Genomic DNA, 24,210 nt, shown 5'->3' with positions numbered 1-24,210 from the left:
GTGACCTTCCCAGCGGCCACACCTTCCACCGCCACATCCGTGTCGCCGAGGCCGTCTACCCACTCCAGACGGCTGGTCAGGCGCTTGAAGTGCGACCAGCTGGGCCCCTGCGCGGGCTTCTTCGCCGGTTGAACAGCGTCGTGCCGTCCGCGTTGCGTTCCGCAGCAGCAGCAGCAGCAGCCGCAACAGGCCGACCCGCTCCGCCGGGCTGATCCGGCCGTGGATGCCGTCGCAGATCGCGGTGTTCACCTGGCGGCGGACCTTCGAGGCCATCGCGTCGAAGGTGGAGAACGCTGGCAGCTCCACCCCGGCCTCCACCACCTTCTCCAGCGCGATCTTGATCAGGTCCGCCGGGCGGTTCTTCGCAGCCGCCTCCTTGCGGATCGACTCCTCCGCGATCCGCCGGGCCTCCGCCTGCTCGTAGAGCGCCCCGACGCGCTTGCGGACCAGGCCTCGGTGGTTCTTGGCGGTCTTCTCCGCCTGTTACACCGGCAGCGCGCCCTCCGGCAGCTCAACCTGGCGCCGGACAAAGTCCACCACCTGCTCCGGGACGTCCTCCAGCTTCGGGAAGCGCCTCATGCGCTGATACGACTTCAGCATCAGCAACAAGGCCAGCAGATGCTCATCGCAGTCGGTGGCATCCGATGCCCACTGAGGCGCATCGCGCGTCGGAGAGAAGAACGGATACAGCTCGTGCGCGGTGATCAGCCGCTTGAACCGTGGATACGCGGTCCGTTCGATCGAGGTCACAACTCACCGCAGGCCCCAAGACGATGGTCACCATCACCACCAACGACACTGAGCCGAATGGGTGACGGGCCGGGGCTCTCCGGGTCTCAAGATCATCCCATGGCCATCGGCGTTCTCTCCTACAGCCCCGCTCCGGTGTGGGACCACTCCGGCGGCGGCCTGCCCGACATGGCCGCCATGGGCATCACCAGCACCCTGGAGACCACCCCCGCCTCCGCCCGAGCCCAGTTCGACCTCGTCGTCGGCGGCGCCCTGACCGCCGTCGCCACCGTCCTGCCCGCGATGCGTGAAGCCCGCGACGGCGCCCTGCTGTTCACCACCGGCCGCTCGGCCATCACCCCCATGCCGATCCTCGGCAACGCCGGCATCGCCCAGGCCGGCCTGCGCAACTGGGCCGGCGCCGCACACACCGAACTCGCCCCCCAGGGCGTCTACGTCGGCCACATGTGCGTCGGACTGCCGATCCTGCCCGGCAGCGGCGACGGCGACCCCGCCGCCATCGCAGACCGCTGGTACCACCTCAGCCGCGCGCGTGGAGTCCGTCCGCAGTCCAGGTGCCGGCGGGTGGAGAGGCCGCGGCCGTTGGGCTTTCGGCCCGGGCATGGTCCGCATCTCGGTCGGCTGGGCCGCGAGGACGGCACGGCTTCAACCGTCCGTGCGTCCTCGGTTGCCGCTCCCGGGCTCCCCGCCCGGCCGGAGCATCTGGCTCGCGGCCAGCTCGCGATAGAGGGTGCTGCTGGCCAGCAACTCCTCGTGGCGTCCGCCGGCGGCGGTGCGGCCGTCCTGCAGCACCACGATGTGGTCGGCGTGCTGCACGGTGGACAGGCGGTGGGCGATGACCAGCAGGGCGCACTCCTGGGCGACGTCCTTCATGACGGTGGTGAGCGCCGCTTCATTGATCGCGTCGAGGTGGGAGGTGGGCTCGTCCAGCAGGAGCAGCGAGGGGCGGGCCAGCAACGCGCGGGCGAGAGCGACGCGCTGGCGTTCGCCGCCGGACAGGGTGCTGCCGCGTTCGCCGATGACAGCGGCCAGGCCGCCGGGCAGCCGGTCGACGACTTCTTCGAGTCGGGCCAGTTCGACGACGCGCCGGATCTCCGCATCCGTGGCGTCGGGCACGGCGTAGGTGATGTTGTCGCGCAGGGTGCCGTGGACGACGTGGGTGTTCTGGTCGACGACGGCGATGCGTCCGCGGCATGCGTCACGGGTGAGTTCGCTCGTGGGCCGTCCGTCGAAGAGCACGGTGCCCGCGTCCGGCTCGTAGAACCTCGCCACCAGGGCGAACACAGTGCTCTTGCCGGCTCCGGACCGGCCCACCAGGGCCACGTGCCGGCGGTGCTGGACGGCGAACGAAACGCCGCGGAGGACCGGCCGCTCCGGGGCGTAGCCGAAGTGGACGTCGCGCAGGGCGAGGGCGGGCTGTTCGTGGCTGGCGGAGGCCCTGGTCGGCCGCGGTGTCGGTGTGGGTGCGCGGTCTCCCGGGATCTGGGGTGCGGTGGGCTCGACCGGCAGGCAGAGCGCCTCGTCGATGCGCTGGTAGGCGCCCATGCCGCGTTGGACGAGGCCCACGGCACGGAAGACGGAGGACAGCGGCAGGACGAGGTACGAGGCGTACAGCAGGAAGGCGACGAGGTCGCCGAGGGAGCCGGCGTGGCCGTTGACGCGCAGGCCGCCGACGACCAGGACGATGAGGAATGAGCCCTGGACGGCGAGTTCGACGGCGGGGCTCATGACGGAGGCGAGCTTCGCGGCGCGTACCCCCGCGCCGTAGGCGGCATCGACGCGGGTGCCGATGCCGGCCGCCTCGCGCTCCTCGGCGCGGTGCACGCGGACCATCGGCAGGGCACCGAGGGCGCGTTCCAGATCGGCGGCGATGGCACCGACCGCGTCCTGCATGTGTTCGGACGCGCATCTGATGCCCGTGAGCAGCGAGCCGACGACCACGGCCGCCGCTGCCACGGTGACGGCGACCAGGAGCAGCAGCAGGGGGTCGAGCCACGCCATGAGGATGATCGCCCCGGCGGCGACAAGGCTTCCCGTCACGAGATCGACCAGGGCCTGCGACACGACCTCCCGGAGCAAGGTGGTGTCGGCCGTCACCCGGGAGATGAGGTCGCCGTTGCGATGACGGCCGTATTCCCTCATCTCCAGCCGGAGCAGTCGTCCCACCAGCCCGTGACGGAGCTGCCGTACGACGCCTTCGCCCATCCGTTCCAGAATGAAGCGGCCCGCGGCTCCCGTCGCCGCCTCGGTGACGAACAGCGCGCCGAGGAGTCCCAGCAGCGGCCAGATGACCTGTCCACGGCCGCTCGCGTCCACGACCTGCTTGGCGACGAGCGGCTGGGCCAGTCCCAGGCCGGAGCCCACGAGGGTCAGTGCGGTGGCGACGGCGATGGCGCTCCGGTGCCCGGCGGTGAGCCGGTACATCGTGGCCACCGCCGCCCGGGTGGACTTGTCGCCCTCGGTGACCATGGCCCGGCCGCCGTGCAGGACCGTCGTGCCGGTCATCGGTCCGTCGGCCGTGGCAGCGGCTCGACGGTCACCAGCCGGGCGAAGTAGCCCTCTGGCACACCCTCGCCGACGGGACCGCCTTCCGCCTCGATCCAGGCATGCGCGGTGAAGGGCGGGACGACGCGTACACCGGTGCACCAGGTCGGCCACGTTCCGCCGAGCCGGCACAGCATTGCCGCCCCCAGGGAGCGCGGCAGGCACCCCTTCGGTCCGGCGCAGCGCAGGCTGGCGGCGCACATGGCGTCGCGTGCGTTCTGGGCCTGCGCGGAGGTGGCGGGCGCGGCACCGCGCCGCATAATGCCCAGTACGGTGCGGATGCGGCGGGGCGGCAGCAGGGCGAAGGCGACGGCGGGGAACAGGACGAGGCGGGCGGCCAGGCGCCGGGCCAGGGGCACACCGGTGGGGCGCTCCAGCGCGCTGGGCGTCGTCATGAGGCGAGCCCCGAGCGGCGCAGTTGCCGTACGAGCGCCTCGACGTCCTGCAGGGCCTGCGCCTGGTCGATGTCAAACTCCTGGACCAGGGCGGCGGCCGCGTCCGCCTCCTCGCCGCCGCCGAGCAGCGTCCGCACCACCAGGGTGGCAGTCGGGTTCAACTCCCAGTAGGCGCTGGCCCGTTCGTCCAGCAGCACGGTGCCGTAGTCGGTCTCGGCCGTGGAGACGTCGTCGCCGAACCGCAAGGGCATGTGAGGGCCTTTCTGACGTGTCTGACGGGGGATGTGGTCAGGGTCGTGGGACACGGGTGCGACTGCGGGCAAGTCCCCGCAGCCACACCTCGGCGGCGATCGTGGAGTAGAGAATGGCGTCGGACAGCCCCGGGGAGGCGGGCCGCCGGGCGAGGCGGCGGAGCTCGGCGCCGTCCACCAGGCCCAGCTCCTCCAGCCGTGAGTCCTCCCACAGGGCCACCAGATCGGCGCGGTGTTCGCGCAGTCCGTTGGAGGCGTCCATGGCGGCCGTGGCCTTGTTGGCCCGCCGCAGGCAGTCCTCAGGCACGATCCCGCGCATCGCGGCGCTCAGGACGGGCTTGTACCGCCAAGGCGTGACGCGCTCGCTCGGACGTACGGCGAGACACGCCTCGATGACGCGGTCGTCGAGGAAGGGCGAGGCCATCGGCAGGCCGGCGCGGGCCGCCATCCGGTCCCACTGCCGGATGACGCGGGTACACGCGCGGATCTGCTCCAGGTCGGTGTGCAGTCCACGGTCCGGATGCAGCGGCGAGGTCGTCGCCGCAGCACGCAGCAGTGCCTGGCGGGCCATCCGTTCGGCCTCGGGAGTCACCCAGTCGAACAGGCGCGGGGCCATGCCCCACCCGAGACCCGTGGCGACGGACGCGGGCAACGGGCCACGCAGGTGGCGGGCGGCGTCGGCGAGCCACTTCCCGTACGGCCGGGAGTCGGCGACCGCGCGGACCGTGCCGCCCAGCGGCCAGTGCCACAGCGCCCGGAACCCACGCAACTGGCGCAGGGCGAACAGCGGACGGGTGCGCAGTAGCCGGTGGTAGTACGCCTCGGAGCACCATGCCACGTGGTCGCCGCCGATGCCGGTCAGGTGCAACCGGCTGCCGCGTGCGGCGAGGCCGGGCAGGTGGTGCAGGACCCGGGAGCGGTCCATGACGCCGATGGTGGGCTCGTCGAGGAGGTCGTCGATGCCGAGCAGGTCCTCGTAGACCAGCGGCGAGGCGTCGGCGTCCCAGACCACGTGCTCGACGTCCGGGAGGTGCCCGATCGCCCGCTCGGCCCAGTACAGGTCGGTGTCCGCCGGGTCGCGTCCCGGCCACGTACTGGCCACGACGCGGGCGGGGGAGCGGTCGGCCAGGAAGCAGACGGACGTCGAGTCCAGGCCGCCGGACAAGTCGCAGCTCACCACGCCGCCCTGACGGGTACGTGCGTCGACGGCCTCCTCCAGTGCCTCCCGGATCAGGGGCGCCGCGTCGGCAAGCGGCCGGACCGGCTCCGGCGGAATCCACCAACGAGTGTGTCGTACGGTGCGCCCGTCCGCGGCGACGACCACGGCGTCCTGTGGAGGAACGGCGGTAACCGCACGCCACATGGACGTCTCGAACAGCGGATACGGGGCGGGCCACAGCAGCCTTACGGCCAGTTCCTCCACGGCGGGGTCGAGGCCCAGGACGGCGGCGAGCGTGTCGGCGCGGGTCGCGGCCACCCGCACGCCGCCGATCTCCGCGTGGAAGACGAGTCGCAGTCCGGAGGCGGTGCCCTGCACTCTGATCTGTCCGTCGAGGGCGCCGACGAGGTGGAAACTGCCGGGGAGGGATCGGGCCAGTGCGTCGAGCTCCGCCAGATCACGCAACCGTGCGGCGCGACGCCGCAGTTCGTCGGCGTCGATCGGGCAGCAGCCGACGACGGCGACGGAGGCGCCGCCGGCACTGGCTGTGAGGACCTCGTCGTCGTGCCAGTGGCCGACCAGCCAGGGCCGGCCCGACGCATGTGCGAGGGTCCGGCTTCCGGGGCGGGCGAAGGAGCGGGCCACGGCGGCCGCGTCCGCATGGTCCGAGAAGACCGCGAAGTGCGCGTCGCCGGGGCCCGTCCCCGCACTTTCGTGCAGTTCAGTCATGACGTCGGTCAGGGACCGTCGGTCGTCAGTTCTTGCTCAGGATCAGTCGGTCGTTGCCGTGGCGCTGAAGGAGCCCCGTCTCCTTCCGGAAGGTACCGAGCCGGACGAGCGTCGGTGCCTCGTAGGCCTTCTTCATGACTACTCCTCACATGCGGGATTTGCCGCCCACCTCCCTGACCGACGGCCCAGGGGACTGGCCGAAGTGCTGTCGGTCGGCCCAGGGCTCATCTGGAACCCGGGCCATGAAGTGGGCGCAGCAGCCAGCTAGCTGCAGAACGTGAGGTCAAGACAAGAGCGTTTGCGAAGCTCGGATAATATGCAAAATCCGAATTCCTTGGATTGTGCTCCCGCTCTCGTTCTGGTTGTTGTTGGCGCGGCATCGTTTTGCGACCCGGGTGTGCGCATGTCTGAATGAACGTTACGACGTGCGTCGTGGCAGTTGCTCATCGCACTTGCCGGATGCGCCTGACGGCGGCCACAGGGCGGGCGCCGCCGGGGCGCACTCCATGCCCCTGGACGTGCTGCCGTCCCTATCGCTCCGCTCCGAAGCGTTCCCCGCACGTCTCACCGTCGGCCGCGTGCAGGCGGAGCCGCGGCGCCGTGTTCGCTCTCGCCGCCGTCGAGCCGGCCGACGCCGTGCAGGACGTAGTAGGTGCGGGAGGCCGGGTCGGCCAGCGCGGCGAACGCGCGTCGCTGTCGCCGGTATCGATCACGTGGCGTGTCATCCGGTCGTACCCGTCCGGCCCTGCCACGGCACCGATCGCCACATTCACCTTGCGAAGATCCTCCCGAACTGCGAAGAAGCCGGTCGGTCATGCCCCCCAATCAGCGGGATGTCAGTGCCTTCAGAGCTGGTGCCACCACCCCCGGGCCATGCACTCGACAAGGGGAGGTACTCATGCCAACTCCGAAAGCCGGTAACCCCGTTACGGAGCCCTGCCTCACCGCCGCTTCCGGGCCGCATCTCGTCCTGGAGGGCCCGTGCACCCTTCGCGATGGTCACCGTCGCTGTGGTCGACGGCAGTGCGCCGCTCGGTCCTGGCGCTTGTCCGGCGGTAGGCCCGAAAGGCGAGGTGATCGGCGGGATTTCGCGCGGCTGCGTTGAGGGTCGGCTGTACGAACTGGCCGAAGAAGCGCTGCGTACCGGTGACCCGGGTGACGGGCGAGAACGCGCAGTCACATCTGCTGTGACGAAGCAGCCCAGTTGGCCGTGGCCACGCTTCCGTGGGGACTCCGAACGGGAGCGGACTTCCGCTACCTCGCTGAGCCGAGAGCTCACGGACGCGCAACCAACTAAGACGCTCAGTCACAACTGCATCGGCTACGGCGCCCTTCGCGAGGGTAGAAATCTGGTTGCGGTGAGCGAGCGGTCGCTCTTCCCACCCGGGCGTGTCGTCATGCCCCACAGCCTCCGCGGCGTCAGATGAGGTATCGGCAGCACGGAGAGCACCCGCTGAAGGCGCAACCCTGCCCATGGTGCGTCCCCTGCACCCTGTGTGTCGGCGGAGCAGGGCTGCCGGCCACGGGGGACGAGGTGGAGGATCAGGTGACGGTCCGTCAGGGGATGCGTGCCACTCCGGTGTAGATACCGCTGCCCTCGGGCGCGGGTGCGGGGGCCGTCTTGAACCACTGGGGGGCGGTGACCAGTCCTGGGTCGAGAAGGTCCAGGCCGTCGAAGAAGCGGGTGACTTCCGGGCGGGTGCGGAAGCCGAGGCGGATGCCGCCCTTGGCGTATTCGGCGGTGACCTGTTCGGCCAGTTCCGGGTAGAGGTCGCTGGCGGCGTGCGACAGCACGAGGTGACTGCCTGGTGGCAGGGTGGCGACCAGGTTGCGGACGATGCCGTGGGCGTCCTGCTCGTCGGTGATGAAGTGCATCAGTGCGATCAAGGACAGCGCGATCGGGCGGTTGAAGTCCAGTACGGCACGGGCGCGTTCGAGGATGGAGTCCGGCTGCCGTACATCGGCCTCGATGTAGTCCGTGACCCCTTCGGGATGACTGATCAGCAGGGCTTCCGCATGCCGCAGCACGATCGGGTCGTTGTCGGTATAAACGACCTTCGCCGTCGGCGTGATCTGTTGAACGATCTGGTGCAGATTCGGCCGGGTGGGGATGCCGGTGCCGATGTCGAGGAACTGATCGATGCCCTGTGTGGCGAGCCAGGCGGCCGCCCGGTGCATGAACTGACGGTTCTGTCGGGCCGCGTCACGTGCTTCGGGCGGTAGCTTCTCGCCCACTGCCTCGTCGACGGGGTAGTTGTCCTTGCCGCCCAGGAGCCAGTCATAGACCCTGGCGGGATGCGCCGTGTCCGTGTTGAAACGCGAGGGGCTGGGTATGTCGGGCGTCATGACGGGCTCCAGCGCGCGAGGCGGTCAGCGGTGTTTCCGATCATCGTAGTCTGGCACAGCATCTCACCTGCCCGTCATGGGAGTTGACGGTTTCCGGCCCTGTGATCGCTTGTCACAACCGGCGCGGGCGGCTTCCGGCGAGGCCCGGTCAGGATGGCCCGCTGCTCGCAACGGGCCGCAGAAGTGGCAGCGGTACTGATCTCACGGCAGTTTCCGGAGAACTGGTTCGATCAGGAAGCGACCCTGGCGTTGAGTCCGTAGTCCAGCTCCGCACCGTCGACCAGCAGCGCCTCGACCGTGCGCGTACTGGGGTCGATGTCGGCCACGATCCCTTCCCCGGCGTAGCGGGGGTAACCCGTCTCGCCTGTTTCGCCAGTCGCCTCGACGACTGCTGATCGCACAGCTGAGTCTTCCGCGGAAGCACCGTCTGCGTCCTCGACGTGTTCGGGGACCAGCAAGACAGTGAAGCGCTGCGGCTCGGTAGTCATGCTTCGACATTTAAGTGCCTTTCCCGCCGGCCGTGGGATAGGCGCACGGTAGGTCGCACACTGGCTTGGCCGGCTGGGCAGGCCCTGGTCCCGGTCGAGCGCCCCGAGCCAGCGCCGGTGAAGGACGGGAGGGTCAGCTGGTGATGGTTGCGGACCGGCGTTGTCGTAGCGGTGGCTGGGCGAGGAGAGCTGGTACAGCGGACCGGGCCGGGTCGGGACGCCCTCCAGGCCCAGCAGCTGGGCGAGCCGGGCGACCGCTACCTCCTGCATCCGCTGCTCAGCCGCCTCCAGGTTGTCCGACGACAGGGCATCCAGCAGACGAGCGGCCGCCGGGCCAGGAGGATCGCGTGCCGGTGGTCGCCCTCGCGGATCACGGAGTTGCGGCGCATGCGCGCTTTACATGCGCGCTTTAACGGCCTCGGTGATGTCGTCGGATGTCCCGCCGAAGGTCGCGATCGACGTCAGGAGGGCGGTCACCTACCCCGGTGTCTGGAGGAAGCCGGGGCCTGCCGGGCCACAGGCGAGGACGCTACCGATCGCAGCGCGATCTGCGCCCAGCATCGCCATCAGGTGGGTCTGGGCATGGACGCCTTCAGCCGTTGGCTGCCGCTCGGCGGCGGGCACACCACCACACGGAGCTGGGCGTGGAGGAGGTGGTGGCCGCAACTGCCGTCGTGCGACGAGGGCGAGGTGCTGCGCGCGCCGGCCGATTACCTCTGAGCAAGGGGAGGGAAACCTCCCACGCGGGACGATCTTGGCTGATATACGCTTCGCCTGACTTGCTCGAACAGTCCGGCGAATCCGTGCCACCGGATACGCCCTGCCCGGGGGGGGCATTCCCATGACTTCGCAGTCCCGCGCGATGCTCGGTATCGCGCTCACTCCCGTCCTCGCCCTGGCCGCCGCGGCCCCGGCCCCGGCCGCCGCCCACACCACCGCCACGACGGCAGCCGTCGGCACTGCCCCGGCCGCCGTCGGGACGCGTGCGCCGGGCCCGTGGGGCACCCGCACCCTGCACGCCCCGAACCCCAACCCCGCCTCCGCCTCGGGCGGGCTGAACGCCCTGGTGCCGGCCGGGAACGGCGCCCTCGTCTCCCTCACCGGCGACGGGCTCTCCCGTTCCACCCGGATCCGGCCCGCCGGCAGCACTGGCTGGCTCGCCCCGCAGACCTGGCCGGATGCCGGCGGGTACAACACCGAGCTGGTCTCGCTCGGCGACGGCTCGGTGCGCCTGGTCTGGCGGGCCAAGCGCGCCGACGACCACAACAACTACTGGCTGAAGGTGGCCACCCTCACGCCCGGCGCGACCGCCTTCTCCGAGCCCGAGTACGTCGCCGCGGTCCCCGAGAAGGGCTACCACCACCTGGCGGCGGCCCCCGACGGCCGGCTGGTCGCCGTGTGGTCGGTCTCCGGCGTCGTGAAGGCCGCCGAGAAGACCGGCCCGCAGGCCGCGTGGACCGCTCCGGCCGACCTCAACGAGCAGCCGCCGTCCGGCAGCCGGGACATCTCCGGCATGGACCTGGCGGTCGCCAAGGACGGCACCGCCCTGCTGGTGTGGCAGTGGCAGGCAAGCAAGGCCGTCGTCGCCCTGGAGAAGGCCCCGGGCGCGACCGCCTGGACCGCGGTCCAGGGCTTCCCCGTCCCGGGCGTGGACCTGGCGCGCCCGAAGGTGTTCGCCAACCCGCAGGGCGGGTTCGACGTGTTCTACGACGACATCGCGCACCTCATGCACACGCGCCGGTCCGCCGGCGCCACCCAGTGGAGCACCCCGCGGTCCGCCGCCAACTATGGCAGCACGTACGGGATGACGGCGCCCGTCTACCTGCCCAACGGCGACCTCTTCGTCGCCGGCGGGCCCGGCTATTCGACCGGCCCCTGGTATGCGGTGCGCTCGGCGGCCACCGGTGTCTGGCAGCCGTACACGCAGCGCTTCTCCACGCACAAGAAGGTGCGCGCGGTCGGCGCGGCCGCCACCTCGGGCGGAACGGTCACGGTGACGTGGCGTGAGGGCTACTCGGGCCAGGAATACGCGATGGCCGCCGTCTTCAAGGGCGGCACCTGGTCCGCCCCGCGGCGGCTGAGCGCGACGAGCGCCCAGTCCACCGGCGCGCCCCAGGTGGCCGCCGACGCGCTCGGCCGGCCCGTCGTGCTGTGGGACGAGTACAAGCGGACCGAGACGAACAGTGTCGTCCTGGACGGCGTCTACCAGGGCACCACCACCAGCCGCGCGCTGCCCAAGTGGCGTGACTACACGGACGACGGCAAGGCCGACCTGTTCGGCCGGGACAGCACCGGGCTGAAGGTGTATGCGGGCGACGTGACGAAGCTGTCCGCGGGGCAGCGCGCGAGCAGCTGGCCGACGGGCACGCTGGTGCTGCCGTTCGGCGACCTCGACGGCGACGGCTGCAGCGACGTCTTCGTCCGCTACCCGAGGGGCGAGGCCAGCGTCTACCCGACGATCTGCGGCGGGCTGCCCGACCAGCAGTCGTTCCACGTCAAGGTCTCCTCGGACTGGAGCGGGTACGACGCGGTCGTCTCGCCCGGCGACGTGACGGGCGACGGCCGGTCCGACCTGCTGACCCGGTCCGCCTCGACCGGGAAGCTGCACGTGTACGCGAACAACGGCGCGGGCGGCTTCAAGGCCCGCACGCTCGCCGGGTCCGGCTTCGGCGGCTACAAGAGGCTGATCGCCGCCGGGGACCTCGACGGCGACGGCAAGAACGACCTCCTGGCCCTCGACGCGTCGAACGAGCTGTGGCGGTTCAGCGGGACCGGCGCCGGCACCTTCACGCCCCGGTCGCTGGTCTTCAAGGACTGGGGCACCTCCTACAAGGACGTGGTCGGCGGGCTCGACCTGTCCGGGGACGGCCGGGCCGACCTGATCTCGCTCGACAAGGACGGCCGCGCCTGGCTGAACCGGGGCAACGGCCAGGGCGGCTTCGACAACCGGTCGCAGGTCGGCAAGGCCACGAACTGGTCGGACATCCGCATCTCCTGACGGCGTGGGTCCGGGGGCCACTCGGGACCAGGGGGTCCCGGGGACCGGCTTCGCGTCCGGTTCCCGTTCCGGCGGGTCCGCCCGGACCACCTCTACCCGGAAGGGCAGGTGGACCGGCCGGGCCCGTCCCACGTATGCCGACCCGGCCATCGCGTCCACGGCGGCCGGGTCGGACACCCGCAACCGCACCGTGACGGCCGGCCGCTCGGCGCCCGGCAGGCGGACGGCCTTCGCATGATCATGCGTTCCGCTACGGAATCACGTTCATGGAGGTCTTCTCAGCAACGTGATAGTTGCGGTGTGTGACGGGGTGCGGGTGCCCGCTCGCGGCCTAGTTCTGCGGTGCCAGGGTGCGCAGGACGTCGAACTCGTTGCCCTCGGGGTCTGCCATGACCACCCAGCTTCGGTCTGAGCCCTGGCCCACATCCGTCTTGGTGGCGCCGAGGCCGAGCAATCTGGTCACCTCGTCCTCGGTGCTGCCGTCGATCGGGCTGACGTCGAGGTGAAGCCGGTTCTTCACGGTCTTGCCCTCGGGCACCTGGATGAACAGCAGGGTGGGCGGCATCTGGCGGGCCCGAACATCCTCGACGGTCGGTGCCCAGGAGCCGATCTCGACCTTGCCCTCGCTCCGGTCGATCACCTTGAAGTCCAGGACCTCGCACCAAAAGGCCGCGAGCCTCTCCGGATCGTGGCAGTCAACGGCCAACTCGGTGAACCTACTTGTCATGACTCTCCCAGATAGTGCGGACGGGGCTCAGAGTATGCCGCCGTTCCGACGGATCCGAGATCTTCCTGACCAGGGACATCAGACGGGCTTGACCCGGCATCAGATACGCGAGAAGCCCCTGGTAGGAACAGGTCTACGAAGAACAGGTTCCGGGTACCGAGAGGCTTCACGCGTTGACCAGTGTCACCTACACCGGCGTGCTCGATGTCAGCCGGGCCACTCGCTAAGGCCTCGCGAAGCTGCTGCTCGAACACCGTGAGCGTCTCGGGACCCGGACCCGCAAGGGCACCCGCGCCCTGGGGTCGTTCAAACAGAGCGTCGCTGGTTCCTGGACGGTACCCGGCTGACTCAACTTGCCCGCGACAACCGGATCTCCGTCCCGACGGCCTACCGCTACCTCCACGAAGGGCTGACCGTGCTCGCCGACCACGCCCCGGACCTGTCCACCGCACTGGAGCGCGCGGCCGCGGCCGGCCTTACACACCTCAACCTCGACGGCACCGTCATCCGTACCGATCGCGTCGCCGCCCCTGGCCCGAACAAAGCCGACCTGTGGTGGTCGGGCAAGCACAAGCACCACGGCGGCACCGTCCAGGTCATTTCCGCACCCGACGGCTGGCCGCTCTGGGTCTCGCCGGTCCGGCCCGGCCGCGAGCACGACACCACCTGCGCCCGTACCCACGGCCTGATCGCCGCCCTGAACCGGCTCGCCGCCACCCTCGACCTCCCCACCCTGACCGACCTCGGCTACCAGAACGCCGGGGCCGGCCTCCACCACCCGGTCAAAAAACCCAAGGGCGGCGAACTCACCGACGACGCCAAGGCGTTCAACTCCGTCATCCGAGGCGTCCACGGCGTGGCCGAACGCACCAACGCCCTGCTCAAGGTGACCTCCAAGGCTCTGCGCAGGGTCAGCCTCGACCCCAAGGCGATCACCAGGATCACCTGCGCCGCCCTCGTCCTGCTCCAGATGGAACACGGCCGCACCAGCTGAACGAAAATCACGAACCGTCACGGGACATTACAGAGAAGGGTTCATGATGTAGGGAGGTTTCACCGCGCTGGGCATCGAGCGCGGCAGGCGCCTTAGAGGGTGCTCTTGAATCACGGTTTGATGGACTTGCAGGTCGACACACATGACAGCAGAGTCACCGGCGCAGACTGTGCAACGCTTGTTCCCGCTGCTCGCCGAGGGGAAGAGTGCGGAGGCGGCGGCGCTGTTCGCCGACTCGGTGTCGTTCTCAATCCCGCACCCGCCGGGCATTCCGTGGGTACCGGAGGTCGACTCGGCGGAGGGCATGCGGACGTTCTTCGAGCTGCTGCAGACCCATGTGCAAGCCAAGGAGTTCGACCTCCGCCAGGTCATCGCCGAGGGCGACGATGTGGTGCTCATCGGGCGCATGGTCTCCGAGGTCAAGAAGACGGGCCGGGACATCGACACCGCGTTCGCCCTGCACACCACGGTCCGGGACGGGCGGATCACCCGCTACCACCTCTACGAGGACAGCTACGCCGTTGCCAAGGCCTACTTCGACGACTGATCGTCCGGTGGGCTCGCTCAGCTTTTGACCTCTGGCCTCGAACGTCGCCGTGTCAACGTCCTCTGGGCTCTCCTGCGCGATGGGCGGTGCTACCAACAGACGCCCCCCATCGCCCTGGCGGCTTGACGAACACCATTCGGAATCCGGGACGACTTCTACTCGACTTCTACTCGTGCCTGACCCGGCACGGTGACATGCTGTTCGAGCTCACGGACGCGATGCTCTGTGAGAACGGGCCGGTGGCCTCGCCAGTCGATCTGACGCTGCTGGCCGAACTCCGGCGTGGGCACGGCGCGTTGTACGACGCCTGGAACCACGGCCGGTTCGCTCGCGCACCCTCCTGACACCCAGGAGAACGAAATCGCCTACCCGCCCCGCACGGGATCAACAAGGGTTTTCTACAAAGGCACTTAACCTCGCGCTTTCATGAACCAGGCTGTCCACCAGGCGATCAGATAGCCGTGAACCCGGCGCCCGCCCGGCATGACGGCCGGGCCGTCCGTCTGCCCACACACCCCAAGGAGCCGGAAGCGGCCTGGCGGCGAACCGACGCACCGCTATGAAAGATCGAGGCTAGGAGTGGAGCGCTCGGCGCAGCGCTTCGATGGCCAGTGTGCGTGCGACAACGGTCGCCTTGGAGTCGCGAAGGGTGTCGAGCATGAGGAAGTCATGGACCATCCCCAGTACGCGCACCGCGGTGACGTCCACTCCCGCCTCGCGCAGCTTGGACGCGTACGCCTCGCCTTCGTCGCGCAGTACGTCGGCCTCGTCGGTGATGACCAGGGTGGTGGGAAGACCACGCAACTGCTCGATGTCAGCTCGCAGGGGCGAGGCGTAGATTTCGGCGCGCTGCTTGGGGTCGGTGGTGTAGGCGTCCCAGAACCACTTCATCCCGTCGCGAGTGAGGTAGTAGCCGTCGGCGAACTGCTCGTATGAGGGGGTGTCGAAGTTGGCATCGGTGACGGGGTAGAGCAGCACCTGGGCCGCGAGCTGAACATCGCCGCGTTCCTTGGCCATCAGCGCGAAGACGGCCGACATGTTGCCGCCGACGGAATCGCCGCAGACCGCGATCCGGGAGGTGTCGAGGTTCTGCTCCTCGCCGTTGTGGGTGATCCACTTTCCGACCGCGTAGTTCTGCTCGATCTGGGTGGGGTACTTCGCCTCGGGGGCCAGGTCGTAGACCGGGAAGACCACCGCGGCGTCCGAGCCGACCGCCAGTTCACGGACCAGTCGGTCGTGAGTTTTCTCGTCGCCGAATACCCATCCGGCGCCGTGGATGTACAACACCACCGGGAGGGTTTCCGTCGCTCCCTCGGGGCGGATGATCCGGGCGCGGACCTGGCCGTACTCTCCTGCGTCGACGCTCACCCACTGCTCGTCCACCGCGGGCTTGGCCACGGCCTTCCCGGCCTGCAGATCATCGAGGATCTCGCGGCCGTTCTCCGGTGGGACTTCGTAGATGCGCGGGTGCTGTGAGGTGGCATCCGCCAGATCCTTGGCCGCGGGTTCCAGGACGGGGGTCGAGAGAGACGGGGAACTGGACATGATGCGTCTCCTGCCTCTGGTATTCGGCCATGATAGATAGCCATACCCCCCTCCCATCGTCTCTCAGCGGCGCATCGGCGCAACTTCGAAGAGGCGTGGAGTGTGCGTCACGGCGGTCGGCCGAGGCTTCCCCAATGGGGGGTCACCCATTTGGTGCAGGCTCCTGTCTCCACGCCATGCTGCGGACGTCACTGCGAGCGGGCGCTTCCTGCGGCTGTCGACTGCCTCGACCAGCGCAGCGTGCTCGCTGTCACCCCGATGCCGCGCCCTTTTCACCCGATTGCACCGGATGAGCGGGCTTGAGGGCACCGACGCGTGAACGCTGATGTGCCGAAGGCCTCAAGAGGAAGCGAGATCGGCATGACGGCATCTGCGGTCCCTGGCATACGACGCCGCACACGGCGTCTTCACGTTGCGGCGGCGGGGGGCGCCGTTGCCGCCCTGTGCATGGTCACGGCGGCCCCGGCAGGCGCGGACGGTGGCACAGGCGGCGCCAAGCCCACCATCGTGCTGGTGCACGGCGCCTTCGCCGATGGCTCCAGCTGGAACGGGGTGATCGAACGGCTCGAGCGCCGCGGCTACACGGTCATGGCCCCGGCCAATCCGCTGCGCGGGCTGTACAGCGACTCTGCCTACATCGCCTCCGTGCTCAAGAGCGTCAAGGGCCCCATCGTGCTGGCCGGCCACTCCTACGGCGGAGCCGTGATCAGCACCGCCGCGGCCGGCAATCCCCAGGTCAAGTCCCTGGTGTACGTCTCGGCGCTGATGCCGGACGTGGGCGAGAGCGGCATGTCGTTGTCCGCCCGGTTCCCCAGCGCCCTCGGCACCGCCACCACGTCCGTTCCGTACCAGGCGGGCGGCGTCAGCGGAACCGACCTGTACCTCAAGCGCGACAAGGTGCACCCGGTCTTTGCCGACTGCCTGCCGGACAGGGAGGCGAAGCTGCTGGCGGTCACCCAGCGGCCCGCGGCGACCACCGCGTTCTCGGAGAAGGCCAAGGTCGCGGCGTGGAAAGACATCCCGTCCTGGGCCCTCGTCGGCCGGCAGGACATGACCATCAACCCGGAGCAGGAACGCTTCGAGGCCAAGCGCGCCCATTCCCACACCGTGGAGATCGACACCTGCCACGTGTCCCTCGTCGCCCGCCCCGACGCCGTCGCCGACCTGATCTTCCAGGCCGCCACCGCGACGAACACCGGCGCCACCGATCCTGCTCGCCCGACGCTCGCGAACACCGGCATGTCGGGGCGCAGCGCGGAGGCGATCACCTTCGGCGGCATCGCGGGCGCATCTCTGGGCGCCGGCTCTGCGGTCGTTCTCCTCGGCCGCCGGTTGCGACGCCGCACGCACTGACGGGAACGGGGCGGCGGTGGCTGGCCCACCTGGGGTAAACCAATCGTTCCACGAGGGTCGTACGCGTCGGGCATGACCGCCTTCCGGCTCTTCACCGAGTGGCTGCGGGCCTTCGCCGCCACGCGTGCGACACCCCGGCCATTCCTCGGCGTGACGTGATCAAACCGGGCAGACCCGCTGTACGACACCGCACTGGGGCTCGAACAGAATGAGTTCCGCTCACATTCCGTCGGGCACGAGATCACGGGGCGACCCCAGACTTTGCCTGCGGCGATCGCTGGCTACTACTCAGTGGCCCGGTCGTTGACGGTGGTGCCGGGAAGGGGTGTTCGGCGGTCAGGAACAGGACGGTGGGGTTGATGCGGGCCAGGTGGCGCAGCGCCATCAGGTCGGTGAACTCCTTGGCATGGCGGGCCACGGCGCTCAGTTCTTCTGTGTCCTTGAGATACTGGCGGGTCTCGTCCAGGTGGCGGGGGTCGTCGTCGCTGGCGGGTGCCTTGCGTAATACACCACCGACGACGGACACGGCCTGGGGGAGTGGTCCTCGCCCAACGCCACCACCTCGAACGCCTGCAGCCCGGGCAACGGCGTCTGCTCGCCGGCCTCGGCCTGGCACAGATCGCTGAACAGCCCCCTGGCCCAGGCGAACCGGCCGCTCGGAGCTGGGCCAGAGGACTGGCCGCCGCACGCGCCCTTCACCACCGGGAAGGGCACCTCAACGTTCCTCAGCGGCACATCGAGATCCTCCACGGCGCACCCGTACGCCTCGGACAGTGGATCAGCAACGCCCGCCGTCGCAAAGAGCGTCTCCCGTAGGCCGCATCCACGCACTCGATGCCCTGAACATGCGCTGGTAGCCACGCCACCTGGCCCGTGCTTCCGTATGCTCAACTGGCATGACGGCACGCATGCTCTCCGACATCGAGTCCATCCAGCCGTTCCCCGCCGCCCACCCGCCGAAGTCCGATGCCGCCTGCAGCGCCCACGGCTGGAAGGCATGCCAACGGCCCCTGGTCGCCGAAGCCGTACTCCGCGAACCCTCGGGCACCCTCGTGCGGTACAGGAGGGTCTGCCGCCACTGGCTCAGGACACAAGAAAAGGCAGCACAGCACATCGACGAGCAGGGCATCGTCCTGCCCGACTGACCACAGAGCAAGGCCCCGGTCCTGCCCGCCGAAGCGCCCAGGAACAGAACGAACCCGCCGGCCGTACGGGACAGCAACGTGCGAGGTTGGAGCACACCCGCGGGCTGCCAGTCGTTGGTGCCATGGAGGGAAGGGGACGCACTGTGCCCAGGACTCCCGAGGCAGCAGTTCAGCTCCAGCGGCCAGAGCCAAATGCCCGCCGGCGAATGGGTACATGGCGCCAGAGTCGGCAGACCCCCAGGGCGGGAGCAGAGCTGACCTCGGCATCGGGAGGCCTTGCTTCCCGTACTCGATGCCGCGAACGCCTGCGCAATCCCGCCTGCTCGCCCGTGCGCCGTAGCTGCCGTCGTAGCCGGGCTGCTCGCCGACACCCGCTCGGTCTGCTGCAGGACGATGGGTCCGGTCACGCTCCTGCGCCGGAAGGCAGGTTGAAAGCGTTCGCTGCACAAAGTGAGAGCGAACGCGACGTGAGCCACCCCGCCCTCGCGGTCGAGAGCCGCACGGTCGCCCCCCGCTCCCAGATATGAACGATCAAACTTCTCCGCCCAGAGACAGCCCTTAAGCGCCAGTTGCGACATCAACTCCCCGGTCAGAGCGGCGGGAAGAGAACGAGCACAGTCGCTGTCGGAGGGGTTGACGGGAGGACGCATGGACGGCATCTTGAACGATCAAATTCAGCCGTTGGCAGGGCCGCTGCCATGAGCCGGTCGACGCAGCGTCTGCATCTGCCGGTGAACAACGAGGAGGACACCGTGAGTTCTTCGCGGATACCCGTCGGTGCGGGACAGGGCCGACCGAAGCCCCCAGGCGCGAGGCCGGTGCGGCGGGCGGCTGCGGTGGTGGCGGCGGTGATGTGCGCCTCGGTGCTCGGTGGATGCGGTGGCTCGGACTCCTCCGACACGGACTCCGGAGGTCCGGAGAAGTCCCAGGACCGCGGCCCGATCACCTTGGCGACTGGCAAGGACACCACGGGCACCCTGCAGGGCCAGCTCGATCGCTGGAACAAGCAGCACCCCGATCAGAAGGTCACTCTCGTCGAGCTCCCGGAGAGCGCCGATCAGCAGCGCCAGCAGTTCATCCAGAACGCTCAGACCAAGTCCGGTACTTACAGCGTGCTCAACCTCGACCCGATCTGGGTCGCCGAGTTCGCGGCCAACCAGTGGATCGACGAGCTCCCCGCCAAGGAGTTCCCGCTCGACAGGATGATCCCGTCCGTCGTGAAGACCGGCGAGTACTTCGGCAAGCAGTACGCCGTCCCGTTCAACACCAATGCGGGTCTGCTCTTCTACCGCCAGGACCTTCTCGACCGGATCGGTGCCCAGCCGCCCACCACCTGGGACGAGTTGAAGCAGGACTGCGTGAAGGTGAGGAAGCTCCCGGAGGGCAAGGGCGTCGACTGCTACGCCGGGCAGTTCGACAAGTACGAGGGGCTGACCGTCAACTTCGCCGAGGCCGTGGCCTCCGCCGGTGGCAGCGTCGTCGACGACAAGGGCAAGGCCACCGTCGACACCGAGGCTGCGAAGAAGGGCCTGCAATTCCTCGCCGACGGGTTCAAGGACGGCACCATTCCCCAACAGGCCTCCACCTACAAGGAGGAGGACGGCCGCCGCGCCTTCCAGGCGGGCAAGCTCCTCTTCCACCGTCAGTGGCCCTACCAGTGGGCTCTCGCCAATGCCAAGGACGGGTCGAGCAAGGTGGCGGGGAAGTTCGGCGTCGCCGCGCTGCCCGGCCTCGACGGCCCCGGCAAGTCCAGTCTCGGCGGACTCGACCTGGCCATCAGCAAGTTCGCCAAGAACAAGGCGACCGCCCTCGACTTCATCAAATTCTTCTCCAGTGAGGCCAACGCCAGGACCAACCTCAAGGTCACCTCCGCGGCTCCGCCCTACACCGGCCTCTATGACGACCCGGCGCTGCGCAAGCAGTTCCCGTACCTGGCCACACTCAAGGAGTCGCTGGACACGGCGACGCCCCGGCCCGTGGTCGTGCACTACGGCGATGCCACGGCCGCCATCCAGGAGAGTGCCGCGGCCGCGTTGAGCGGCTCCAAGTCGGTCGACGAGGCCTTGGCCGATATGCAGAAGAACCTCTCCGCCGCCATCGCCGCGAAGTAGACGGGGCCACCCACGTGTCCGTCACGACACCGACCCCGGTGCGCAAAACTGTGGCGTCCCGGCCCGCGCGCTCATCGCGCCGGGCCGGGACGGCCGGTCTGGCCGCGGCCCTGCTCTCACCGACGTTGCTGGTCCTCGTCCTGGTCATCGGATACCCCGTGGTGGCGGCCCTGCGGCTGTCCTTCCAGGTGTCCAGCGAGTCAATCGACCCGCACACCGGTTTCAAGGTGACTGCCACCTCCTACGGCGCCGAGAACTACACGTCCGTCTTCTCCGACGACCGGCTGCTGCGGCCCTGGTGGAACACCACGTCGTTCGCCCTGGCCTCGGTCACCCTCGAGGTCCTGATCGGTGTCTCCATGGCCCTGGTGATGCACCGGGCCTTCCGGGGCCGGGCCCTTGTCCGCGCCGCCGTCCTCGTGCCGTGGGCCATCCCCACCGCGATCTCCGGCATGCTCTGGAAGTGGATCTTCAACAGCCAAGGGGTCGCCAACGAGATTCTCGGCGCCCAAGTGCTGTGGAGCAGCGACGGGTTGCAGGCCTGGCTCTCCGTGGTCATCGCCGACACCTGGAAGACCGCGCCGTTCATCGGGCTGCTCGTCCTCGCCGGACTGCAGATCATCCCCGGCGAGCTGTACGAGGCAGCCCGCGTCGACGGCGCCTCCCCATGGCGCGTCTTCTGGCGGATCACCCTGCCCCTGGTCCGCCCGGCCCTCGTGGTCGCCGTGCTCTTCCGTCTCCTGGACGTCCTGCGCATGTTCGACCTGCCGTACGTCCTGGTGGGGCCGCGAAAACATTCGGTCGAGACACTCTCGATGATCGCCTTCGACGAGATGACCAATCTGCGCTTCGGCACCGCCGCCGCGTACGCGACCGTCCTGTTCCTGTACGTGGCCGTGGTCGCCCTCGCGTTCGTGAAGCTGTTCGGGGCCGATCTGATCGGCCGGGGCACCGGGAGCGAGACATGAGTACGACGATCTTGAGGCTTCGGCGGGTCACCCCCGTACGGCGTGGCACGAAGCGCGCCGGGCGCGGCACGGCCTGGGCCCGCCGCCTCGGCATCGCGGCGGTCGTGGCCTACTGCCTCGCGCCCTTCTACTGGATGGTCGTCTCCAGCCTGCGCAGACCGGCCGACCAGTTCTCCAACGCGCCGCTGCCCGCACCGGTCTCCTTCGACAACTACTCCGCGGCCTTCGACGCGCGCAACGGATTCGGCCGGGCCCTGGTCAACAGCCTTGTCGTGGCCGGTGTCACCACCGCCGTCACGCTGGTCGTCGCCATCTTCGCCGGATACGCGCTGGCGCGGCTGCAGTTCCGCGGCAAGACACTGATCCTGACGCTGATCATCGCGGCCTCGATGTTCCCGCCGATCATTCTGGTGGTGCCGCTGCTCGAACTCTTCACGGACGCGGGATGGATCAACACCTACCAGGCGATGATCGTCCCGAGCATGAGCTTCGCCCTGCCGCTGGCCGTCTGGAACCTCACCGCGTTCTTCCGCCAGATGCCTGCGGAGCTGGAGAAGGCCGCGCAGGTCGACGGGTGCACACCCGCGCAGGCGTTCCGCAAGGTCGTGCTCCCGCTCGCCGCACCGGGCGTCTTCACCACGGCGATCCTCGTCTTCATCTGCGCCTGGAACGAATTCCTCATCGCGGTCAGTGTGGTGAATGACCGTCACATGATGACTGCGAACGTGATCGTGTCGCTCTTCACCGGCCAGTACAAGTACGACCAGCCGTTCGGCACACAGATGGCGGCCGGGGTCGTGGTGACCCTGCCGCTCGTCGTCGCCGTGTTGTTCTTCCAGCGGCGGATCGTGGACGGTCTCACGGCAGGAGGACTGAAATAGTGGACGCCCGCACGGCGGGAGGACCGGCCCAAGTGAGCGCCCCGGCCGACGGGGCGTCCACCGCCCCCGACGAGTGGGTGCTGAGCACCGACGACCTGCTGACCGACTACCACCCCGCCTTCACCGGCAACGGCCGACTGGCCGCGCGTGTGCCGGCGGCCGGCAACGGCTTCGCCGAGGCCCCCGTGCGTACCCAGTTCCATGTCGCCGGCTTCTACACCGGCCGCGTCGGCGGATGGTCCCGCAAGGCGTCCCTGCCCGCCTGGACGACGCTCGACGTGAGCGATGGCAGCGGCTCGTTCAACGACGCGTTCAGCTCCGTACGCGCAACGGAGCAGCAGCTTGTGGGAGGTGACTGGGCAGCGGTGACACGGCCGGAAGCCGGAGCCGCTCGCGGCATCGAGCGCTACCGGCAGTCCCTCGACCTGCGCACCGGAGTGATCACCACGGAGGCCCGCTGGACCTCGCCGGCGGGCCGGGTCACGGACGTGCGCTACCAAGTGCTCACCGACCGGTCCCGGCCTCACGTGGCCGCCGTGACCGTGACGGTCACCCCGCACTGGGAGGGGACACTCGTCGTCACCGACACCCTCGACGACCGGGCGGCTTCCCACACAACACCTGCCCGGCAGGGAGCGGGCGCGGGACGGGTCTGGACCGTCACGGAGGCCGAGGGAAGTGGCATCGTGGCCGCGGTCGTCTCCGTTCTCCACGCCGCGGGTGCCGAGCCGCCGTGTCCATTGGGGGAGGGGGAGGAGACGGCGGCGCAGACGGTCACGGTACGAGCGCTGCCGGGCCACCCCCACAGCTTCACCAAATACGTGTCCGTCGTGACCTCGCACGACGCCGACGACCCGCCCGCCACTGCCCGAGCCCACGCCGACGCGGCCGCCCGTGCGGGATACGGCCGGCTCGCCGACGACAACCGCCGGGCCTGGGCGCGGGAGTGGGAGGGCGACATCGTCGTCCGCGGCGATGCCCGCCTGCAACGCCAGGTGCGGGCCTCGAAGTTCTACCTCCTGACCAGCGTGCGCGAGGACTCGCCGTGGTCGCCCTCACCCGCCGGGCTCTCCAGTGACAGTTACAACGGCCATGTCTTCTGGGACACCGAGACCTGGATCCTGCCGAGCCTCCTCGCCCAGCACCCGCAGATCGCCGAGAGCGTCCTTGACTACCGGGTCCGGCGGCTCGACGCGGCCCGCGCCTACGCCTCCGACGGCGGACACAGCGGCGCCCGCTTCCCCTGGGAGAGCGGTCTCACCGGCGACGAGGACACACCGGCATGGGCCCCGTTCGGCCGTCTCGAACAACACGTCAGCTCGGATGTCGCGCTGGCCTTCTGGCAGTACTGGCTGGCCACCGGCGACGAGCGGTGGCTGCGTACGTCGGGACTGCCCGTGCTCAGCGCGGTCGCGGACTTCTGGACGAGCCGGGTCACCGCCGACGCCGAGGGCCGCTGTCACATCAACGGGGTGATTCCGCCGGACGAGTACGCGGAAGGGCCGCACGACGACTCCGTCTACACCAACGTCGCTGCCCGGGCCGCACTCCGCTTCGCTGCCCGGGCCGCCGAGACGTTGGGGCAGCCGGCCGACCCGCGCTGGACGGACGTCGCGGACCGGCTGGTCATCCCGTTCGATCAAGCCCAAGGCGTCCACCCGGAGTTCACCGGATACGAAGGCCAACGGATCAAACAGGCCGACGTGGTGATGCTCGCCTACCCGTGGGAGAACCCGCAGCCCGCGCAGGTCTCCCGGGCCGACCTCGAGTACTACGTGCCCCGGACGCACGAGGACGGCCCGTCGATGACTGACTCGGTACACTCCATCGTCTACGCCGAACTCGGCGACGCCGAGGCGGCGTTCGAGCACACCCGGCGCAGCGTCGAGCCCTTCCTCCGACCGCCCTTCGAGCAGTTCGCCGAGGCCCGGACCGGGGGAGCCTTCACCTTCCTCACCGGGCACGGCGGCTTCCTGCAGGAGTTCCTCCACGGCTACTCGGGACTGCGCTGGCGCACGGACCGGGTCGTCCTCGCACCGATCCTGCCCGACCCGCTGGACGGCATCGCTTTGCGGCGGCTGCGCTGGAGGGGCCGTGTCTTCGACATCGACATCCGGCACGACGGCACGACGGTACGGCTGCACGCGGGCGAATCGCTCCCGGTGGAGGCCGCGGGACAGCTCCATCACGTCCCGGCCGGGGGAGAAGTCAGGCTCGCTTCGCGCACACCGGTGGCGGACGGTTAGCCGTTGGGCAGGGGCAGGGGCAGGGCACGCGTC

The 24,210-nt window shown here is 69.5% G+C and carries 23 protein-coding genes and 2 pseudogenes; 13 read left to right on the top strand and 12 right to left on the bottom strand.

What is annotated here, in order from left to right; all coding sequences use genetic code 11:
- Window positions 1–321 precede the first annotated feature (321 nt).
- The 7 genes and pseudogenes from AB5J53_RS03950 to AB5J53_RS03920 form a co-directional block, all read right to left on the bottom strand.
- Window positions 322–750, bottom strand: a pseudogene (locus AB5J53_RS03950) (DUF4158 domain-containing protein); the annotation flags it as partial.
- A 119-nt stretch (window positions 751–869) separates the two neighbouring features.
- The gene (locus tag AB5J53_RS03945) at window positions 870–1,094 is read right to left on the bottom strand and encodes a hypothetical protein (RefSeq protein WP_369244261.1); all 225 of its coding nucleotides are present in this window, start codon (window positions 1,092–1,094) and stop codon (window positions 870–872) included.
- A gap of 301 nt (window positions 1,095–1,395) precedes the next feature.
- Entirely contained in the window at window positions 1,396–3,255 is a 1,860-nt protein-coding gene (locus AB5J53_RS03940) for an ABC transporter ATP-binding protein (protein WP_369244260.1), read from the bottom strand.
- Window positions 3,252–3,689: a lasso peptide biosynthesis B2 protein gene (locus AB5J53_RS03935; protein ID WP_369244259.1), complete on the bottom strand. Its 438-nt coding sequence runs from the start codon at window positions 3,687–3,689 to the stop codon at window positions 3,252–3,254. Before AB5J53_RS03935 ends, AB5J53_RS03940 begins: the two co-directional genes overlap by 4 nt.
- Entirely contained in the window at window positions 3,686–3,940 is a 255-nt protein-coding gene (locus tag AB5J53_RS03930) for a lasso peptide biosynthesis PqqD family chaperone (RefSeq protein ID WP_369244258.1), read from the bottom strand. Before AB5J53_RS03930 ends, AB5J53_RS03935 begins: the two co-directional genes overlap by 4 nt.
- 37 nt (window positions 3,941–3,977) lie before the next feature.
- A complete protein-coding gene (locus AB5J53_RS03925; RefSeq protein WP_369244257.1) occupies window positions 3,978–5,828 on the bottom strand; it encodes a lasso peptide isopeptide bond-forming cyclase in 1,851 nt (616 codons plus the stop codon).
- Between the two features lie 25 nt (window positions 5,829–5,853).
- Window positions 5,854–5,964, bottom strand: a complete 111-nt coding sequence (locus tag AB5J53_RS03920) for a keywimysin-related RiPP (protein ID WP_107407388.1) — start codon at window positions 5,962–5,964, stop codon at window positions 5,854–5,856.
- A 370-nt stretch (window positions 5,965–6,334) separates the two neighbouring features.
- Here AB5J53_RS03920 and AB5J53_RS03915 point away from each other — a divergent pair, with 370 nt between their 5' ends.
- Window positions 6,335–7,255, top strand: coding sequence for an XdhC family protein (locus AB5J53_RS03915; RefSeq protein ID WP_369244256.1), 921 nt, complete (start codon window positions 6,335–6,337; stop codon window positions 7,253–7,255).
- Between the two features lie 130 nt (window positions 7,256–7,385).
- Here the strand turns inward: AB5J53_RS03915 and AB5J53_RS03910 are convergent, their stop codons facing one another.
- The gene (locus AB5J53_RS03910; protein WP_369244255.1) at window positions 7,386–8,174 is read right to left on the bottom strand and encodes an SAM-dependent methyltransferase; all 789 of its coding nucleotides are present in this window, start codon (window positions 8,172–8,174) and stop codon (window positions 7,386–7,388) included.
- A gap of 230 nt (window positions 8,175–8,404) precedes the next feature.
- Window positions 8,405–8,662, bottom strand: a complete 258-nt coding sequence (locus AB5J53_RS03905) for a hypothetical protein (protein ID WP_369244254.1) — start codon at window positions 8,660–8,662, stop codon at window positions 8,405–8,407.
- 582 nt (window positions 8,663–9,244) lie between these two features.
- Between AB5J53_RS03905 and AB5J53_RS03900 the strand changes: the two genes are divergently transcribed.
- Window positions 9,245–9,382 carry a hypothetical protein gene (locus AB5J53_RS03900; protein WP_369244253.1) on the top strand — a complete coding sequence of 46 codons (138 nt, stop codon included), beginning with the start codon at window positions 9,245–9,247 and terminating at the stop codon, window positions 9,380–9,382.
- A gap of 121 nt (window positions 9,383–9,503) precedes the next feature.
- Complete coding sequence (locus AB5J53_RS03895; RefSeq protein ID WP_369244252.1) at window positions 9,504–11,660, top strand: FG-GAP repeat domain-containing protein; 2,157 nt, start codon at window positions 9,504–9,506, stop codon at window positions 11,658–11,660.
- A gap of 331 nt (window positions 11,661–11,991) precedes the next feature.
- Here AB5J53_RS03895 and AB5J53_RS03890 read toward each other — a convergent pair whose 3' ends face one another.
- Window positions 11,992–12,387, bottom strand: a complete 396-nt coding sequence (locus AB5J53_RS03890; RefSeq protein WP_369244251.1) for a VOC family protein — start codon at window positions 12,385–12,387, stop codon at window positions 11,992–11,994.
- Between the two features lie 197 nt (window positions 12,388–12,584).
- On the opposite strand from AB5J53_RS03890, the pseudogene AB5J53_RS03885 reads away from it, so the two are divergent.
- From AB5J53_RS03885 to AB5J53_RS03875, 3 genes and pseudogenes are all read left to right on the top strand, one after another.
- Window positions 12,585–13,381, top strand: a pseudogene (locus tag AB5J53_RS03885) (transposase family protein).
- Window positions 13,382–13,523: 142 nt separating this feature from the next.
- Window positions 13,524–13,928 carry a nuclear transport factor 2 family protein gene (locus AB5J53_RS03880; protein WP_369244250.1) on the top strand — a complete coding sequence of 135 codons (405 nt, stop codon included), beginning with the start codon at window positions 13,524–13,526 and terminating at the stop codon, window positions 13,926–13,928.
- 122 nt (window positions 13,929–14,050) lie between these two features.
- On the top strand, window positions 14,051–14,272 hold the full coding sequence (locus AB5J53_RS03875) for a hypothetical protein (RefSeq protein WP_369252937.1): 222 nt from the start codon (window positions 14,051–14,053) through the stop codon (window positions 14,270–14,272).
- 229 nt (window positions 14,273–14,501) lie between these two features.
- Here AB5J53_RS03875 and AB5J53_RS03870 read toward each other — a convergent pair whose 3' ends face one another.
- Window positions 14,502–15,473, bottom strand: coding sequence for an alpha/beta hydrolase (locus AB5J53_RS03870; protein ID WP_369244249.1), 972 nt, complete (start codon window positions 15,471–15,473; stop codon window positions 14,502–14,504).
- 447 nt (window positions 15,474–15,920) lie between these two features.
- Here AB5J53_RS03870 and AB5J53_RS03865 point away from each other — a divergent pair, with 447 nt between their 5' ends.
- The gene (locus tag AB5J53_RS03865; RefSeq protein WP_369244248.1) at window positions 15,921–16,826 is read left to right on the top strand and encodes an alpha/beta hydrolase; all 906 of its coding nucleotides are present in this window, start codon (window positions 15,921–15,923) and stop codon (window positions 16,824–16,826) included.
- Window positions 16,827–17,067: 241 nt separating this feature from the next.
- On the opposite strand, the gene AB5J53_RS03860 is transcribed toward AB5J53_RS03865, so the two are convergent.
- Window positions 17,068–17,352 (bottom strand): hypothetical protein, encoded by a 285-nt coding sequence (locus AB5J53_RS03860; RefSeq protein WP_369252935.1) that lies wholly within the window; start codon window positions 17,350–17,352, stop codon window positions 17,068–17,070.
- Between AB5J53_RS03860 and AB5J53_RS03855 the strand changes: the two genes are divergently transcribed.
- The 6 genes from AB5J53_RS03855 to AB5J53_RS03830 all read left to right on the top strand — a co-directional run bounded on the left by AB5J53_RS03855 (window position 17,319) and on the right by AB5J53_RS03830 (window position 24,177).
- Entirely contained in the window at window positions 17,319–17,642 is a 324-nt protein-coding gene (locus tag AB5J53_RS03855; protein WP_369244247.1) for a Helicase associated domain protein, read from the top strand. The genes AB5J53_RS03860 and AB5J53_RS03855 overlap by 34 nt on opposite strands.
- An 80-nt stretch (window positions 17,643–17,722) precedes the next feature.
- Window positions 17,723–17,971 carry a hypothetical protein gene (locus tag AB5J53_RS03850; protein ID WP_369244246.1) on the top strand — a complete coding sequence of 83 codons (249 nt, stop codon included), beginning with the start codon at window positions 17,723–17,725 and terminating at the stop codon, window positions 17,969–17,971.
- A gap of 698 nt (window positions 17,972–18,669) precedes the next feature.
- Window positions 18,670–20,082 (top strand): ABC transporter substrate-binding protein, encoded by a 1,413-nt coding sequence (locus AB5J53_RS03845; protein WP_369244245.1) that lies wholly within the window; start codon window positions 18,670–18,672, stop codon window positions 20,080–20,082.
- A gap of 38 nt (window positions 20,083–20,120) precedes the next feature.
- Window positions 20,121–21,050, top strand: a complete 930-nt coding sequence (locus AB5J53_RS03840) for a carbohydrate ABC transporter permease (RefSeq protein ID WP_369244244.1) — start codon at window positions 20,121–20,123, stop codon at window positions 21,048–21,050.
- On the top strand, window positions 21,047–21,931 hold the full coding sequence (locus AB5J53_RS03835; protein ID WP_369244243.1) for a carbohydrate ABC transporter permease: 885 nt from the start codon (window positions 21,047–21,049) through the stop codon (window positions 21,929–21,931). The genes AB5J53_RS03840 and AB5J53_RS03835 overlap by 4 nt, the downstream gene beginning before the upstream one ends.
- A 32-nt stretch (window positions 21,932–21,963) precedes the next feature.
- Complete coding sequence (locus AB5J53_RS03830) at window positions 21,964–24,177, top strand: glycosyl hydrolase family 65 protein (protein WP_369244242.1); 2,214 nt, start codon at window positions 21,964–21,966, stop codon at window positions 24,175–24,177.
- Window positions 24,178–24,210 lie beyond the last annotated feature (33 nt).

Source organism: Streptomyces sp. R41 (assembly GCF_041053055.1).
In the GTDB taxonomy this organism is placed as follows: Bacteria; Actinomycetota; Actinomycetes; order Streptomycetales; family Streptomycetaceae; genus Streptomyces.
The sequence above is the reverse complement of the archived record's forward strand: the minus strand, read 5'-3'. Positions and strand labels throughout refer to the sequence as shown.